16 protein-coding genes, 1 tRNA gene and 1 pseudogene are annotated in these 14,977 nt (G+C 43.6%); 13 read left to right on the plus strand and 5 right to left on the minus strand.

Going from position 1 to position 14,977, the window contains the following annotated elements; genetic code table 11:
• The 4 genes and pseudogenes from QZ942_RS08525 to QZ942_RS08540 all read left to right on the plus strand — a co-directional run.
• Positions 1-239, plus strand: a pseudogene (locus QZ942_RS08525) (hypothetical protein); the annotation flags it as partial.
• Between the two features lie 572 nt (positions 240-811).
• Positions 812-1,444 carry a transposase gene (locus QZ942_RS08530; RefSeq protein ID WP_292994637.1) on the plus strand — a complete coding sequence of 211 codons (633 nt, stop codon included), beginning with the start codon at positions 812-814 and terminating at the stop codon, positions 1,442-1,444.
• Position 1,445: 1 nt separating this feature from the next.
• Positions 1,446-1,859 (plus strand): hypothetical protein, encoded by a 414-nt coding sequence (locus QZ942_RS08535; protein ID WP_292994639.1) that lies wholly within the window; start codon positions 1,446-1,448, stop codon positions 1,857-1,859.
• Positions 1,838-2,428 (plus strand): transposase, encoded by a 591-nt coding sequence (locus QZ942_RS08540; RefSeq protein WP_292994641.1) that lies wholly within the window; start codon positions 1,838-1,840, stop codon positions 2,426-2,428. Before QZ942_RS08535 ends, QZ942_RS08540 begins: the two co-directional genes overlap by 22 nt.
• A gap of 305 nt (positions 2,429-2,733) precedes the next feature.
• Here the strand turns inward: QZ942_RS08540 and secF are convergent, their stop codons facing one another.
• The 5 genes from secF to queA form a co-directional block, all read right to left on the minus strand.
• Complete coding sequence (gene secF, locus QZ942_RS08545) at positions 2,734-3,672, minus strand: protein translocase subunit SecF (RefSeq protein WP_292994643.1); 939 nt, start codon at positions 3,670-3,672, stop codon at positions 2,734-2,736.
• Positions 3,673-3,699: 27 nt separating this feature from the next.
• Positions 3,700-5,778, minus strand: a complete 2,079-nt coding sequence (gene secD, locus QZ942_RS08550) for a protein translocase subunit SecD (protein WP_292994645.1) — start codon at positions 5,776-5,778, stop codon at positions 3,700-3,702.
• 88 nt (positions 5,779-5,866) lie between these two features.
• Positions 5,867-6,325, minus strand: a complete 459-nt coding sequence (gene yajC, locus QZ942_RS08555; RefSeq protein WP_292994647.1) for a preprotein translocase subunit YajC — start codon at positions 6,323-6,325, stop codon at positions 5,867-5,869.
• 47 nt (positions 6,326-6,372) lie between these two features.
• Positions 6,373-7,458, minus strand: coding sequence for a tRNA guanosine(34) transglycosylase Tgt (gene tgt / locus QZ942_RS08560; RefSeq protein WP_292994649.1), 1,086 nt, complete (start codon positions 7,456-7,458; stop codon positions 6,373-6,375).
• Positions 7,455-8,489, minus strand: coding sequence for a tRNA preQ1(34) S-adenosylmethionine ribosyltransferase-isomerase QueA (queA, locus tag QZ942_RS08565; RefSeq protein WP_292994651.1), 1,035 nt, complete (start codon positions 8,487-8,489; stop codon positions 7,455-7,457). Before queA ends, tgt begins: the two co-directional genes overlap by 4 nt.
• A gap of 110 nt (positions 8,490-8,599) precedes the next feature.
• Here queA and QZ942_RS08570 point away from each other — a divergent pair.
• The 9 genes from QZ942_RS08570 to QZ942_RS08610 all read left to right on the plus strand — a co-directional run bounded on the left by QZ942_RS08570 (position 8,600) and on the right by QZ942_RS08610 (position 14,793).
• Positions 8,600-8,686 (plus strand) — tRNA-Leu (locus QZ942_RS08570).
• Positions 8,687-8,850: 164 nt separating this feature from the next.
• The gene (locus tag QZ942_RS08575; protein ID WP_292994653.1) at positions 8,851-10,020 is read left to right on the plus strand and encodes an integrase arm-type DNA-binding domain-containing protein; all 1,170 of its coding nucleotides are present in this window, start codon (positions 8,851-8,853) and stop codon (positions 10,018-10,020) included.
• A 98-nt stretch (positions 10,021-10,118) separates the two neighbouring features.
• Positions 10,119-11,180, plus strand: coding sequence for a hypothetical protein (locus QZ942_RS08580; RefSeq protein WP_292994655.1), 1,062 nt, complete (start codon positions 10,119-10,121; stop codon positions 11,178-11,180).
• A gap of 110 nt (positions 11,181-11,290) precedes the next feature.
• Complete coding sequence (locus QZ942_RS08585) at positions 11,291-11,536, plus strand: AlpA family phage regulatory protein (RefSeq protein WP_292994657.1); 246 nt, start codon at positions 11,291-11,293, stop codon at positions 11,534-11,536.
• Between the two features lies 1 nt (position 11,537).
• Positions 11,538-11,834, plus strand: a complete 297-nt coding sequence (locus tag QZ942_RS08590) for a helix-turn-helix domain-containing protein (RefSeq protein ID WP_292994659.1) — start codon at positions 11,538-11,540, stop codon at positions 11,832-11,834.
• A complete protein-coding gene (locus tag QZ942_RS08595; protein ID WP_292994661.1) occupies positions 11,827-11,970 on the plus strand; it encodes a hypothetical protein in 144 nt (47 codons plus the stop codon). Before QZ942_RS08590 ends, QZ942_RS08595 begins: the two co-directional genes overlap by 8 nt.
• 2 nt (positions 11,971-11,972) lie before the next feature.
• The gene (locus QZ942_RS08600; RefSeq protein ID WP_292994663.1) at positions 11,973-12,746 is read left to right on the plus strand and encodes a plasmid recombination protein; all 774 of its coding nucleotides are present in this window, start codon (positions 11,973-11,975) and stop codon (positions 12,744-12,746) included.
• Between the two features lie 75 nt (positions 12,747-12,821).
• Entirely contained in the window at positions 12,822-13,532 is a 711-nt protein-coding gene (locus QZ942_RS08605; protein ID WP_292994665.1) for a hypothetical protein, read from the plus strand.
• Positions 13,533-14,313: 781 nt separating this feature from the next.
• Entirely contained in the window at positions 14,314-14,793 is a 480-nt protein-coding gene (locus QZ942_RS08610; RefSeq protein ID WP_292994667.1) for a hypothetical protein, read from the plus strand.
• Positions 14,794-14,977 lie beyond the last annotated feature (184 nt).

Here is a 14,977-nt window from a genome sequence, read left to right on the forward strand (position 1 = left end):
TATACCCGACAGCATCAATTACTGTAGACCATACTTTTCCGGAAAAAGGTAAATTTGTAGGATTGGTGACAGTAACAGGCGGTGCACAGGATTATGTGTCACGCTTTCCGTTCTCAGTAGGAGAAGGTCGTCCGACACCTAAATCGGCAATAATTGCACCTATTGTGCTGGTGCTTGCAATTGGCGCTTTCTTCTATATGCGAAGCAAACGCAAATCAGATAACCAAGCTGCGGCTTAACAAGCATATTCTAAATGGACACAACAAAGTGAATCTGCTGTGTCCATTTTGTAAATAAATTGATTCAGTAGATGATACTCTGTATTAGGAGTTTAGCGACACGAGCGTCGTTGATAATTCCAATAGAGTGCAATGCCTACCACGCAACTGATAATCAGAGCAATGACGAGATCACGTAAATACTCTTTAATCAGCAATTCATTTTCACCAATGAAAGTAACCTAGCAGTATCAAAATAATTATCTAAATTCTTGCACCAAGACTATATAAAAGCAAAAAATAGGTAGATTCATTCTTGCCAGACCAGCAGGGATAGAGATATATTGCTGAATATAGGGATTAGTCGGCCAGTAAATGTGGGAATATGACCATAGCGTGCAAAGAAATTTTCCATTTTCTCTGTAGGTTATGTATAACCTATTTACCGTAACGTATCAGCAGTGGATGGCCCATTAAATCGCTAAATAGAGCTTACTCAAAAAGCATAACTAACTGTTTTAATTGAATAGTATTTCATATTTTGGTAAAATAGTGCACATAAATATGTGAATTAACACCAAAAACCGTGCACTATGATTCGTTATATCAGCCAAAAGCAATTGCCACTCGAAGGATTTGATACACCGCCAAGCATAATTCTTGATCCCAATAATCGCTGGGTAAAACTGAGGGATTGCCTACCGTGGGATGAGTTGTCCGAGAGTTACTATAAGACGTTATGTTCAAGAGTGGGCCGCCCAGCCAAAGATGCCAGAATTGTGACTGGAGCGGTGATAATTAAACATAAATTATCGATTTCGGATGAAGAGACTGTTGAACAGATTCGAGAAAATCCGTACCTGCAATATTTTATTGGTCTGAAAGGTTTTCAAGCGAAGGCGCCGTTTGCGTCATCATTACTGGTTGAGATACGCAAGCGCATGGGTCAGACGGTATTTGATGAATTTTATGAGGCGATCATCGAAACGGTTGAACCTCGGCGGACAAAGAAGTCAGTCAAAGCAATTGATGATGACAAAGACGGCAATGGTGTATCAAATAGCGGTGAGGGAGGTAGCAGCGACGCGGCCACCGCAATGGAGGCGGAGCAATCTTCGGCAGATGAGCTGCCGCGCAATCACGGCAAATTAATACTGGATGCCACCTGTTGCAGAACAGGCCATACGCTATCCGACAGATCTTGGACTGCTGAACGAAGCACGTGAATTGAGTGAGCGTATCATTGATGAACTGCATGCCAAAAGTAATCGTCCACAGAAAAAGAAGCCGCGCACTTATCGCGAGATTGCCAGAAAAGCCTATCTCAACCTAGTCAAGCTGAGACAGCCATCCAACAGAAAACGCCGTGCCGGTATCAGGCAGCAATTGCAGTTCCTGCAGCGGAATTTAAATCATATTGAAGCGATGCTGACGGAATATCCGCTTGGCACGCCCATACATTACCCAATTAGTTGTTGCGCCGCTACTGGGTATTACCCCATCTGTACCAACAACACTATGCAATGTACAAAACCAACACCAGACGCTGTGATGATCGCATTGTCAGTATCAGTCAGCCGTATCTTCGGCCCATTATCAGGGGAAAACAAGGCAAGGCAGTGGAATTTGGCGCCAAAATAAGTGTGAGCCTGACAGGCAAAGGATTGGCACATGTCGACAAGCTGCACTGGGATGCGCGACATGAAGGCCATGATCTTCAAGCGCAAGTTGAAGCCTACAAAAAGCGTTACGGCTATTATCCAGGAGTCGTCATTGCCGACACGCTATATGGCTCACGTGATAATCGCAGCTATCTTGAACGCAAGCACATCCGCTTCTCAGGAAAACCACTGAGACGTCCACCAAAGAGTACACCTGAAAACAAAGATGAGATCAAACGCCTGAAAGCACAGCGCCGGAAGGAATATCGAGAGCGCATTCCAATTGAAGGAAAGTTTGGCCAAGGAAAGTATGGTTATCGGCTCAACAATATTAGAGCCAAGCGCGCTGATACGTCTGCCGCATGGATTAATAGCATCTTCCTGGTTATGAACCTGCTCATCTTGGTGCGGGTTTTTATTTGCCTGAGGAATCTTGCTGCCAAAATAGCATTTTGGGTGACAAAAAAGTGCATGCCCAGAGAAATTCCGTTTGCGCGTGTCTGCCAATTCATCTCAAACCGGGATTCTTACTTGGCAGCGCGTATCTGATCGCTGAATTTCTGAGTAAGCTCTAAATAGTAGTTGGCTAGCCCGTACTCAGTAAGCTTCCTAAAATACCGCATAGTATCGCGACTATCATGTTCATTTCACCTTTTGAAGCCAAGTAACCAGCGGGAATCATAATGACTTCAATGGGAAAAGGTATAAAGCTTGATTCAATCAGCATAAGCAGGAAAATACCCGGGTATCCCAAGCTGCCGACTGTGTGTTGACAATCCAATCGATAATATTTGTTAACAAGAGTCTTCTTTACTTGACTTGATAATAAATATTTAGTTGGTTGTCAGAAGCTTCTATACCACCGCACCATCATTTTCTAGCGGTTTCTTCTCTAATTTAACGAGATCTTCTCGCTTAACGCCTAGCAGCATAATAATAGAACTGCCTACCATTATTGAAGAGTAGATTCCAAACAGAATGCCGATTGTTAATGCCAATGAAAAATAGTAGAGCACTTCACCACCGAACAAAAGCATGGCGATAACTACCATCTGAGTACTGCCATGCGTAATGATTGTGCGTGACATAGTTTGTGTAATGGCATTATCGATTACTTGTGTGATAGATGCTCTGCGGTGTTTTCTAAAATTTTCGCGTATGCGATCAAAAATGACAACGGATTCATTGACAGAGTAACCTAATATGGCCAATACAGCAGCTAATACAGTTAGGGAGAATTCCCATTGAAAAAACGCAAAACAACCGACGATAATTACGACATCATGTAGGTTAGCAATAATGCCTGCTACACCAAACTTCCATTCGAATCGCATGGCCAGATATGCAACTATGCCAAGAGAAACAAACAATAAGGCCAAAGCACCATTTTCAAGTAATTCTTCACCAACTTGCGGACCGACAAATTCTACACGTCTCATTACCACTGACGAATCAGCTTGTTTCAGTGCATTTAATACGATCTCAGATAGCTGTGCGCTAGATACTTCAGGTTTAATGGGTAAGCGTATAAGAACTTCACGGGAAGACCCAAAGTTTTGTACACTGGCATCAGACATTTCTAGGTCGGCTAGCACACTTCTAATTTTTCCGAGATCAGCCGTCTGGCTATAGCCAACTTCTAGAACCGTTCCGCCCGTGAAATCGACGCCAAGATTTAATCCTTTTGTGGCAATAAAGAAGACCGAAAGAATAAATGTTATTATCGAAATGGCAGCTCCTGTCCGTCTCCAGCTCATGAAGGGTATGTCACGATTAAATCTAAAAAATTCCATAGCTTTTACTTCCTTATGAATCGATTATTACTTAGGTAGTTTTGTGTCAGATGTTTTGCGCTTACTTTTTGTTTTAGTAATAGTTTTTTCATCCGATTTGGTCTTGGAATCGTCAGCAGTGTTGTTATTAGTATCGACTATCGTTTCTACTGGACTGTTTGTTTCAGATTGGATACTTGTTTTCTTCTGCTCGCGAGTTTTTATCCTGGCACTGACACTAGCTTCATTAGTTCCATCTTCTTCGTGAGAAATGGCTTCGCCGTTGGTCAGACTATGCTTGGGTATCCAGATTTTCCCGATAGGAACATGATCCAGTCGACGTCGGCTTCCGTACATCAGATTTACCATACCTCTTGATACAAAAGTTGCAGTAAATACAGAAGTTAAAATACCCAAACACAGTACTACCGCAAACCCTTTGATCGGCCCTGAACCAAAGGCAAATAACGCAATGCCTGCAATCAAAGTTGTAATGTTGGAATCCACAATCGTATCAAATGCACGTTCAAAGCCAGCGTGAATTGCGAGTTGCGGAGAAGCGCCAGAGCGCAACTCATCCCGGATACGTTCATTAATCAACACATTCGCATCGATAGCCATACCTACAGTCAGCGCCAAAGCAGCCATCCCAGGTAGAGTTAATGTTGCTTGCATGATCGATAATAAACCCACCAACAGCAATATATTGAGAGCGAGCGCGATGACTGAGATAACACCAAACGCCGTGTAATAGATTATGATGAAGATGGCAACGGCCAAGAATCCATAAAGTGTCGAATTAAACCCTCGAGCAATATTATCAGCACCCAAGCTTGGACCTACTGTACGTTCTTCAATAATGTCCATCGGTGCCGCTAGCGCACCTGCACGTAGTAATAATGCGACATCTCGAGCTTCCATGCTGGTCATACGCCCGCTGATTTGAACACGCCCACCGCCGATTTCTTCCCGTATAACTGGTGCCGTGACAACTTCAGTTTGGTTCTTCTCGATTAAAAGAATCGCCATTCTTTTGCCAACATTTTCACGAGTCAATTGCTTGAAAATGCGTGAGCCATTACTGTCCAGATTAATATGTACTGCCGGTTGATTGTCTTTATCAAAGCCAGGCTGCGCATCGGTAATACGCTCACCTGTGAGTAAAACCTGTTTTTTGACGAGTATTGGACCGCCGCCCCGTTCCTCATAAAGCTCTGTCCCAAATGGAATTTTCCCACGTATGGCAGCGTCGAGATCATGTTCATCATCGACCATGCGAATTTCCAGCGTGGCCGTTCGCCCTAGGATATCTTTCGCCTTGGCTGTATCTTGGACTCCTGGCAATTGAACAATGACACGATCCGCTCCGGCTTTCTGAATGATTGGTTCAGCGACGCCCAGTTCATTAACACGATTACGCAGTGTAGTAATATTCTGCATTACGGCTGAATCTTGCATGCGAATCTGGGCTTCGGGTTTGATCGCAGCAATGAGGTGATACCGGTTATCGGCTTCTTTCTCACTTAAACCGAGATCAGGATAATTCGACTTTATTTCAGCCTCTGCCTTTGCGCGTGCTTCAGTATCACGAAACTTCAAGATGAGTTTTTTATCTTGTTTCTCAAGTCCGGTATATGGAATTTTATTTTCACGTAATGTGCTGCGAATATCAGCACTGTAACGATCCAGTGATTTCTCGAGTGCGCCTGCCATATCAACTTCAAGCATAAAATGCACACCGCCACGCAAATCAAGCCCCAGGTACATTGGCAGCGCGCCAAGATTGGTTAACCATTCGGGGGAATTGGGTAGTAGATTCAGTGCAACTATGTATTCTTTGCCGAGTGTTGATTCCAAAAGATCTTTCGCTTTGATCTGTATATCAGTATCAGCAAAACGTGCCCTGATACTGCCTTCTTCAAGAAAAATCCCAACGGCTTCAATATTGGCTTTTTTTAATGCGTCTTCGACTCGTTGCAGCAAGGTTGTATCAACGTTTGCTGCAACCCGTAGCGATGAAATCTGTACTGCTGGTGATTCACCGTAAAAATTAGGTAATGTGTAAAGCAGTCCGAGTAAAAGCGAAACCGCAATAATCAGATACTTCCAAAGTGCGTAGCGGTTCATGGGTGTCAGTTAAGTATCAAATGATAAAAGGTAAAAAGATATGCAAGGGCAGGCATTAAATAATAATTCCCTACGTTACTGTGCGCGATTATTTCTTTTCTGTAATACTTCCGGCTTCATTATCTTTGTTATCCGAAGCCTCTTCGGTATCTTCAGCTTTTTTGGATTCCGGAGCAGCAGTTGTTTTTGCTGTTTTGGATTTTTGTGTTTTGCCTTTGGGTTCAATACTTTTCAGTGTTCCCTTGGGTAGTAAGGTTTGCACCGAAGATTTAAGTGCCGTAATCTCTACGGTAGGAGCAACTTCGATAACCACATAGTTTTCACTGACATTAATGATCAGGCCTAATATACCGCCGTTAGTGATGACCTCATCACCTCTTTGCAATGCTTCCACCATCTGTTTTTGTTCTTTTGCACGTTTGGCCTGAGGGCGGATCAGCAGTAAATAAAAAATGACAAGTATACCGAGCATCGGTAATAGGCTTAGCCAGTCTGCGCCAGCTTGCGTTGACGAAGCAGCTTGGGCAAATGCGTCATTTATCAGCATAAAATTCTCCCTTTTATTAAAAGGGTACATATTAGCATGATGACCGCTTATGCCAGAAATTCTTGTGCATATTCTTCAAATTGTTTGTTTTCAATTGCCGCTCGAATCTCTGCCATTAGTTGTTGATAATAGAATAAATTGTGGACGGTATTTAAGTGTGCGCCCAACATTTCATTGATGCGCTGTAAGTGATGCAGATAAGCGCGACTGAAATGTTGGCAGGTATAGCAGCCACAGTGTTCATCAGGAGGCGAAGTATCTAAGCGATAGCGGCTATTACGTAATTTGATAATGCCATGCCGTGTATACAGCCACCCATTCCGGGCATTTCGCGTAGGCAGCACGCAATCGAACATATCAATTCCTTGTGCCACTGCGTTGACAATATCTGCTGGTGTTCCTACGCCCATCAAATAGCGCGGTTTATCAGCAGGCAGTAGCGGTGCGGTATGTTTCAGAATGCGCTGCATGTCTGTCTTGGGCTCTCCGACGGAAAGCCCGCCGATGGCGTATCCATCAAAGCCGATGTTTTGCAAGCCAGCAAAAGAATGATCGCGCAAATGCTCATACATGCCGCCTTGCACGATACCGAACAACGCATTGGGATTATCGGCATGTGCTTGTTTGGAGCGTTCTGCCCAACGAAGACTGAGCTCCATGGAGAGCTGAGTGATTGCTTCATCTGCCGGATAAGGTGTGCATTCATCAAAGATCATCACAATATCGGAATTAAGTGTGCGCTGAATCCGCATCGACTCTTCCGGCGATAGGAAACAGTTGTCACCATTGACCGGCGATTTAAACTGAACGCCTTGCTCAGTGATTTTGCGCAACTTCCCCAAGCTATATACCTGGAATCCACCTGAGTCGGTTAATATTGGGCCATGCCAGTCCATGAAATCGTGTAAGCCGCCAAATGCTTGAATGACTTCTAGTCCGGGACGCAGCCACAAATGAAACGTATTTCCCAGAATGATCTGTGCGTTCACGGATTGCAGTGCGGCAGGGGACATGCTCTTGACCGCACCATAAGTTCCCACCGGCATGAAAACCGGTGTTTCGATCGTACCATGTGCCAAAGTTAACGTGCCGCGGCGGGCGGCATGATCGGTGGAATGTAATTGAAATTTCATAAATTCTTCTCGATAAGCATGGCATCGCCATAACTAAAAAAACGATAACGTGCTGTCACAGCATGTTGATAAGCGTGTTGAATATTATCCATGCCGGAAAAAGCTGAAACCAGCATCAACAATGTCGAACAAGGCAAGTGAAAGTTGGTTAATAACCGTTCGACCACATGAAAGCGATAGCCTGGCGTAATAAAAATCTGCGTATCGCCATAACCTGCAACCAACCGGCCCCGATGAAGCGATGCACAAGCCTCCAATGCGCGTAGCGATGTAGTGCCCACCGAGAGAATGCGGCCCCCTGTCGTTTTAGCTTGCTCGATAGCATCCACGGTGGCTTGGGGGATATGGAATGTTTCGCTATGCATGATGTGATCGGCGATATTTTCAACGCGCACTGGTTGAAATGTCCCTGCGCCGACATGTAAAGTGACGTATGCAATGATAACGCCCATTGCATGCAATTGATTCATCATGCCGGTATCGAAATGCAGACCGGCGGTCGGTGCGGCAACGGCTCCGGAGTTTCTGGCATAAACAGTTTGATAACGCGACTCATCTGCGGCAGTAGCTGGTCGCGCAATGTAAGGCGGCAGCGGCAGTTGACCGTAACATTCCAATAATTCCGCGATTGACCACTCATGCTCAAAACGTAACGTATAAAATTCGCTTTCACGCGCGATTACAGTGACAGGAATAGCATTAGCCAATAACAGTTTAGAGTCCGTCTTAGGTGCGTGGCTGGCACGGATAGCAGCCAAAACATGACGATCATCCAACACACGCTCCACCATTACCTCGACTTTGCCGCCACTGTCTTTTTTCCCAAATAAGCGCGCTTTGATCACCTGGGTATCGTTAAACACCATGACATCCCCGGCGCGAAGGTAATTGGGCAAGTTAGAAAATAACGTGTCCTGTCGTTGATTATTGATGCTATCCAGATAGAGTAAACGGCTGCTGGTACGCTGCTCGGCGGGGAACTGTGCGATTAGCTCAGCGGGCAGGTAATAATCAAAATCCTGAGTTTTCATGTCGCCTATTATACTGGTGCAACATGATTTCCGCCCATGCAGCTTGCTGTACTGCAGGTTTTCAGTGATAATTGCGCCTTCTGTTGATTCAAATACAAACAGACAGTCTAGCCGGGATGGCGGAATTGGTAGACGCACGGGACTCAAAATCCCGCGAAGGCGACTTCATGGGGGTTCGATTCCCCCTCCCGGCACCAATAGAGAATTTCAGTAAGTCTCGTATCGTATCAAATCCATTGTAATTATTAAGAATTTAAAGAATTGATTGTATCAAGAGATAGCATAGCATCTTTTGAAATACCGTCAATTTAACGGTATTTTTGACGGTACTTTTTGATACCGTCATGCGAGATACCGTCAAATGCTCACCGATACCGCGATAAGAAACGCTAAACCAAGAGATAAATTTTACAAAGTAAGCGACAGTGGCGGGCTGTATTTGCTGGTGAAATCAACTGGCAAATATTGGCGCATGGATTATCGATTTGTGGGCAAGCGCAAAACTTTGGCAATCGGTGTCTATCCCGCTGTTTCCCTTGTTGCTGCCAGAAAGAAGCGCGATGAAGCGCGGGAATTGCTAGCAAAAGATATTGATCCATCGTTGACCAAAGCCATCAATAAGCAGATTGTGCGCACTGCGGCAGAAAATACTTTCAAGGCGGTAGCGCTGGAATGGCACGCAAAAACCAGCAAGACTTGGGCAGAAACAACAGCGACCAATATCAAGCGTTATCTGGAAAAAGATATTTCCGCACCGGAATTGCTGGCGGTGCTGCGCAAAATTGAAAGCCGTGGCGCGCACGAAAAAGCGCAGCGTTGCCGCGAATATGCCGGGCGGGTATTTCGCTATGCCATCGCCACCGGGCGCGCTGAACGTGACCCAAGCGGCGATTTGAGAGGCGCATTGACACCGGTCAAGGTAAAACACCATGCGAGCATTACCGACCCAAAAGCCATTGGCGCATTACTGCGTTCAATCAGCGGATTTAGCGGTTCATACATTACCAGGTGTGCATTGCAGCTTGCGCCGTTGGTATTTGTGCGCCCTGGTGAATTACGCCATGCCGAATGGGCGGAAATTGACTTTGACAAGCCAGAATGGCGTATACCCGGCCATAAGATGAAAATGAAAGAGCCGCATATTATCCCGCTCTCAGCCCAAGCCGTTGAAATACTCCAATCCATTCATCCGTTAACCGGCGATGGTCAATATATTTTTCCCAGCATACGCAGCGCAACCCGGCCCATGTCTGAAAATACCATCAATGCAGCCTTGCGGCGCATGGGTTATGAAAAAGATGAAATGACCGGGCACGGTTTCCGCAGCATGGCCAGCACGCTGCTACATGAACACGGCTGGCCGCATGAAGCGATAGAACGGCAACTAGCCCATGCAGAACGCAATAAAGTTGTGGCAGCCTATAACTACGCTGAACACTTACCTAAACGCAAAGAAATGATGCGCTGGTGGGCGGATTATCTGGATGAATTGGCAGCCGGTGCCAAAGTAGTTAATTTTCAAAAGACATGATTGAGTTTAACTGTGCACCTAGCCCGACCGGGCGAACACCGGAACTCTTACCCGGCTGGCGTGGTTTCTGATTAAAGGGTGTGGTTCATAAGGGGCGTATGAAAAAGATAAGTGGATTAAGACTTCTGGAATTTCAAAGTGAATTAGCAAAAATTGATGCTGATGAATTAAGTGATTATCGGTACCGATCTAGTAAAATTTCTCCTTTGCTATCAAAAATCATTGAAGAATATCCACTCGAAATGACTTTTTTACTTTGTGAGGGGATTTGTCAAGCTGGGGATATTGCTGAACATCCATTCAAGGAAGTATTTGATAATGCACCGTGGTTTTGGAAGAGGTATGATTTAGCTGAAATTATTTTAAATGGAATTAATGCTCATAATGAAGATTATGGAAATGAATATATTTCTTTAGCTCAATTTATAGGAAGAGAACTTGATTTAAATGTGGATGATATTTTCAATGCAAAACGAGAATGCGAATTAGATGAGTTGAGATCTGGAGAATTCCATAAATTTATTGAATACTTGTTTAATAGAATTGAAGGTAGGCTAAAAAACATATTGTTTTATTTTAGCTGGATGGTTTATCGGGGATTGCCTTTCTACGAGAAAAATGCACATGATGGCTTTTCGATAGTTCATGACACTAATCATGATTACGTTTATTTATTTATGAATGGGTTTTATACAACTAGCCCTGCTATGGAAAGAAATTCTGGCGGTAAGTATAAGATACGTTTTTTACCTAGATATCCTGTCCCAACCTGGGTAATGAAATACTATCTTAATAATAGTCAGTTAGTTGTTTTCAGTGAATTTTTTTCAGAATATGTTCTTGATGATGAACAAACCATACAACTTAGGCGTACAGCTTTTCGAAAAGCTATCGGTGTGAAAGATGTTTTTATTTGTGCTTATGAAACAAATAAATCTGCATTAAATAGTGTTTTTGGTCACCATGACACCAAGTTAATGAGAATACAAAAAAAAGTTATTGAACGCTTTTATGGCGATCTGTTCGACATGAATGATCGTGAAACGTGGACAAATCAAAACGTAGTAGTTGATTGGTTAATAAAAGAGTTTGGCCTTAGTGATCGTGAGTCTAAAGCAATTGACATGATAACAAGACCGGATATTGCCAGAGGAAAATAAAGACAAAGCCTCATGCTACCCTAAGCCTGCCATTAAGCTTTCAGCCCTTGCCCTAACGGTACCCTGATGCAATATTGTGTGAAGCACCCAATCACAGAAAGGTGCTTAACATGTCTCAACAAATTACTACTAATCCAATCCCCGAAGCTTTAAAAAACTTCGATCAACTCCCTAACACCGCCAATGTAAGACAGCCAGTCGTTCAAGCTTTGTATGCTTGCTCATCAGCAAGCGTATGGCGGGGTGTCAATGCCGGGCGCATACCCAAACCAAGGAAACTGTCGCCGCGTACCACTTGCTGGAATGTCGGAGAATTGCGCGCAGCTTTGGCAATCATCGGAAATCAGGGGGCATAACATGGACAAAAAAATACCGCCCCATAAAGAAGCGGCTTTTGAAGAGATCAATCAAAAGTTTACAGGTAACCATTCAAAACAACAATGTGCCCGCATGTTGCAAGCGCTGCGGCTGTTCAAATTAAATACGTTTGAAGCAAGCCGGGGTTTGAATGTTTATCACCCACCGGCACGCATACTGCAATTGCGGCAACAAGGCTACGCAATCGACACTATCTGGGAGACGGTAGAAGCTGAAAACGGTGTCAAGCATCGTGTCGGTTGCTATGTATTGCGCCCTGGTAAAAATCATGAATAGCGAGTCATGGCTGGAACGCCTGGAAATGTTGCTGATGCGATTTTCTCATCTTGGCATAGGCGCTGATGTAGCTTCGCTCAGTTTGATTGAGCTGTGGGCGCTTTACTGCTATTTGTCCCGGCTTGGGAATGGCTAGAGATGGCAGCAAGCCATTTGCTGCGGCTAGGTACGGTGAAGGGTAAGAATGGCGTTCTGAATGCTTTGAAACACAATAAGCGCACGCTACAGGCTGAACGTGGCGCGAGTGCGAATATTGATCCATCCAGAACGCCATTGAATTATTCACTGAATGAACCGGATAGTGCTGAAACGATTGATCGTCATGCAAAAGTATTGATGGTGCAGGCTGGCATAGATCAGCCGCGTGTTAATCAAGTGATGGCCGTGGAGATTATCTTCAGCCTGCCCATTGATCGACACCAGCAAGATACCCGGCCATTCTTTCAGGATTGCTTCGAATGGGTTAAGCAGCATATTCCGGGTGTGTTGTTATCGTTTGATGTGCATCTGGATGAAAGCGCGCCTCATGCTCACGCCTTAATTCTGCCATTAATGGTTAACAAAATGCAGGGCAACAAGATCATGGGCGGCAAAGGTAATCTAAAGCGTTTAATTAATCTGTTTCATGCAGAAGTTGCCCGGCATTACGGTCTAAGCAGAAACGAGACTAAACGACTCACCAGCAAAGCCAAGGAATCACTGGAAAGACAGGTTTTGGCCAGATTGGCAATTGATCCGGTAATGCAATCTATGATCTGGCCATGTGTGCGTGATGCTATCCACAATGACCCGTTACCCTATGCGCAATTATTGGGGATTGAACAAAAACACCAGCCCGCAAGCTATACCGGAAGATCATTCGTTCAGATCATGACTTCCAAAGGCAAGGGAAAAAAGATAAACGCTATATAGCGTTTCAGCCTTCAAAAACATCAAACACTATCCTGTGTATAGCGTTTCATTTAGACATACTTAACAAAGGAATTTATGGCAATCAGCAAGAAACCTAAAAAGCACAATCCACAAGCACTCATAGTGGAAAATGAAAAGGGCAAGAGTGAACACCGCAAGCTGGCCGAAATAAAGTTATCATCCAGTGTTCTAAATACACTGACAACAGAAGCATTTACTAAATCATTACTAGGTGAAATTGATTTCACTGAAGCCGTTGTAGTAATGAAGGAGAAAACAGAAAAGATTATCGCCGGTGATTTAAGTGAATTGGAATCGACACTGGCTGCGCAAGTGGTTTCACTGAATGCAATCTTTACGTCATTAGCAAGACGGTCGATGAATTGTGAGTATTTGAACCAAATGGAAACCAATCTACGGCTGGCTTTGAAAGCACAAACGCAATGTGCCCACACCGTTGAAGTATTGGCAGCAATGAAAAACCCGCCGATAGTTTTTGCCAAACAAGCCAACATTGCACATGGCCACCAGCAAGTAAATAACGGTATTCAGCCAGCTACGCACGCGGGAAAAACAATTAATTCTTCAAACGAACTATTAAGCGAGGCAGATATGCGCCATTGGACACCCGAGGAGCGATTGAAACAAGCGGAATTAATCAGGAATTGGCAGCCGTGGAAACGGTCAACGGGCGCTAAAACACCCGAAGGTAAGGCTAGATCAAGTCAGAATGCTTATAAGCATGGATTAAGGCAAACTGCAAAAAGAAATGAGCCGGTTACTTAGGGAGCATAAAAAGGCTATCGGGATTATTGGTTAATTTTCTTAAAAAAACTATCAGTTAACGAATAGTACATCTATCACCTTATTTAACATAAGTTTTTTTCTGTTATCCACAATTACTGTGGGTAACTTTGTGGATAACCGTCTGGCTTGAGCGCCTAACTCACATATTTGTAAGGTGTTTCCTTAGAATGCTTAATTATTTAACTCCTCCATTATGTTATATTTATCATAAAGTTATAATTAAGTTCTCATGTTGAGATGAAGTCACATAAAGTAATTCATTTATCTTGTTCAAACTGTGGATTATTTTAGAAGTCAAGCAAAAGAATATGAAATTGATCGTAGGAATTTATGAGAAAAGGAAGGTACTTCCCGAGCTTTTATTGATGGGGGTAATGAAAACCCCGTAAAAATTCTAGTATAGCGAAAAATTAAAGTCGTAAACTTTTTTTATTGCATATATTGGCTCAACAGTAAGAAAACATTAACTAAACACCTAAACAACTAAACTTCAGAAAGTTAACAGGTCGGTTAACACTTTGACTGAGTCAGTGGCTATTATTTAGACGGCACCGGGTACGCCCCTCAATTCTCTACAACCTTAAAGACAAAGTACCGACACATGACAAAAGAAATGCGCGTGCAAAATTAAAAAAACAGTTTTTTAAGGTGCAAATGGTAGCTATACTCCCTGGTGCACCTTCATTCTTTGCAACCTTCGATCTATAGTACCGATCAGCTCTTTTTCTTTCATAAACATCCATAATAAAAGTAATCGATCATGATAAAAATCTATTTTGTTATCGTTGTTTCCTTACTGGTCACAGCTTGTGAGTTGCCTCAGCAAAGAAGAGAAATTGAAAGACAAAAACTTGATCGAGCTTTGGCAGATCCGTCATTAACCTATGAGCAAAAAGTTGATTTAATTCGTAGGAGCGTGGCATCGAAGCCAGGTTATGTGTCTTACCGGCCTGTAATCGATCCAGCCTCATGCAAGAACTGCAATTATGAAGGTGATTTGATACAGTGCCAGACCATCGCTAGAGATAATACCAATTATTCAAGCAACGCCATTGGAGGTGCTGCTGCCGGTGCAGGCGTTTCGGCTTTAATCGGTGCAATCGCTGGTGTTGATGTCGGAACAATGGCGGCAGTTGGAGCGACGGTAGGTGGAGTAAGCGGATTAGGCAATGAAGCATTGACACATAATCAAATGATTGCAAGGTGTATGCAAGGGCGCGGGTATAACGTGCTTCGATAGTTGTCACATAACCATCAATTAACCGCCACATTCAATCTGAGATTGCACACATTTTTATGCTGATTAAATGATGGATAAATTGATAGAGTAATTCCTGCTAGTGCAGAAATTTGACGGTATCTATGACGGTACTTTAAATAAACATTAATTCATAACATGCATGAATATTGGATTGTGGCGTGTT

This window comes from Nitrosomonas sp. (assembly GCF_021731985.1).
Lineage (GTDB): Bacteria > Pseudomonadota > Gammaproteobacteria > Burkholderiales > Nitrosomonadaceae > Nitrosomonas.

What these genes read in the sequence shown, in the direction of transcription:
- QZ942_RS08530 (WP_292994637.1), top strand. Translation starts at nt 812, where the DNA reads ATGATTCGTTATATCAGCCAAAAGCAATTGCCACTCGAAGGATTTGAT.
- secF (WP_292994643.1), bottom strand. Translation starts at nt 3,672, where the DNA reads ATGGAATTTTTTAGATTTAATCGTGACATACCCTTCATGAGCTGGAGA.
- secD (WP_292994645.1), bottom strand. Translation starts at nt 5,778, where the DNA reads ATGAACCGCTACGCACTTTGGAAGTATCTGATTATTGCGGTTTCGCTT.
- yajC (WP_292994647.1), bottom strand. Translation starts at nt 6,325, where the DNA reads ATGCTGATAAATGACGCATTTGCCCAAGCTGCTTCGTCAACGCAAGCT.
- tgt (WP_292994649.1), bottom strand. Translation starts at nt 7,458, where the DNA reads ATGAAATTTCAATTACATTCCACCGATCATGCCGCCCGCCGCGGCACG.
- queA (WP_292994651.1), bottom strand. Translation starts at nt 8,489, where the DNA reads ATGAAAACTCAGGATTTTGATTATTACCTGCCCGCTGAGCTAATCGCA.
- QZ942_RS08575 (WP_292994653.1), top strand. Translation starts at nt 8,851, where the DNA reads ATGCTCACCGATACCGCGATAAGAAACGCTAAACCAAGAGATAAATTT.
- QZ942_RS08580 (WP_292994655.1), top strand. Translation starts at nt 10,119, where the DNA reads ATGAAAAAGATAAGTGGATTAAGACTTCTGGAATTTCAAAGTGAATTA.
- QZ942_RS08585 (WP_292994657.1), top strand. Translation starts at nt 11,291, where the DNA reads ATGTCTCAACAAATTACTACTAATCCAATCCCCGAAGCTTTAAAAAAC.
- QZ942_RS08590 (WP_292994659.1), top strand. Translation starts at nt 11,538, where the DNA reads ATGGACAAAAAAATACCGCCCCATAAAGAAGCGGCTTTTGAAGAGATC.
- QZ942_RS08595 (WP_292994661.1), top strand. Translation starts at nt 11,827, where the DNA reads ATGAATAGCGAGTCATGGCTGGAACGCCTGGAAATGTTGCTGATGCGA.
- QZ942_RS08600 (WP_292994663.1), top strand. Translation starts at nt 11,973, where the DNA reads ATGGCAGCAAGCCATTTGCTGCGGCTAGGTACGGTGAAGGGTAAGAAT.
- QZ942_RS08605 (WP_292994665.1), top strand. Translation starts at nt 12,822, where the DNA reads ATGGCAATCAGCAAGAAACCTAAAAAGCACAATCCACAAGCACTCATA.
- QZ942_RS08610 (WP_292994667.1), top strand. Translation starts at nt 14,314, where the DNA reads ATGATAAAAATCTATTTTGTTATCGTTGTTTCCTTACTGGTCACAGCT.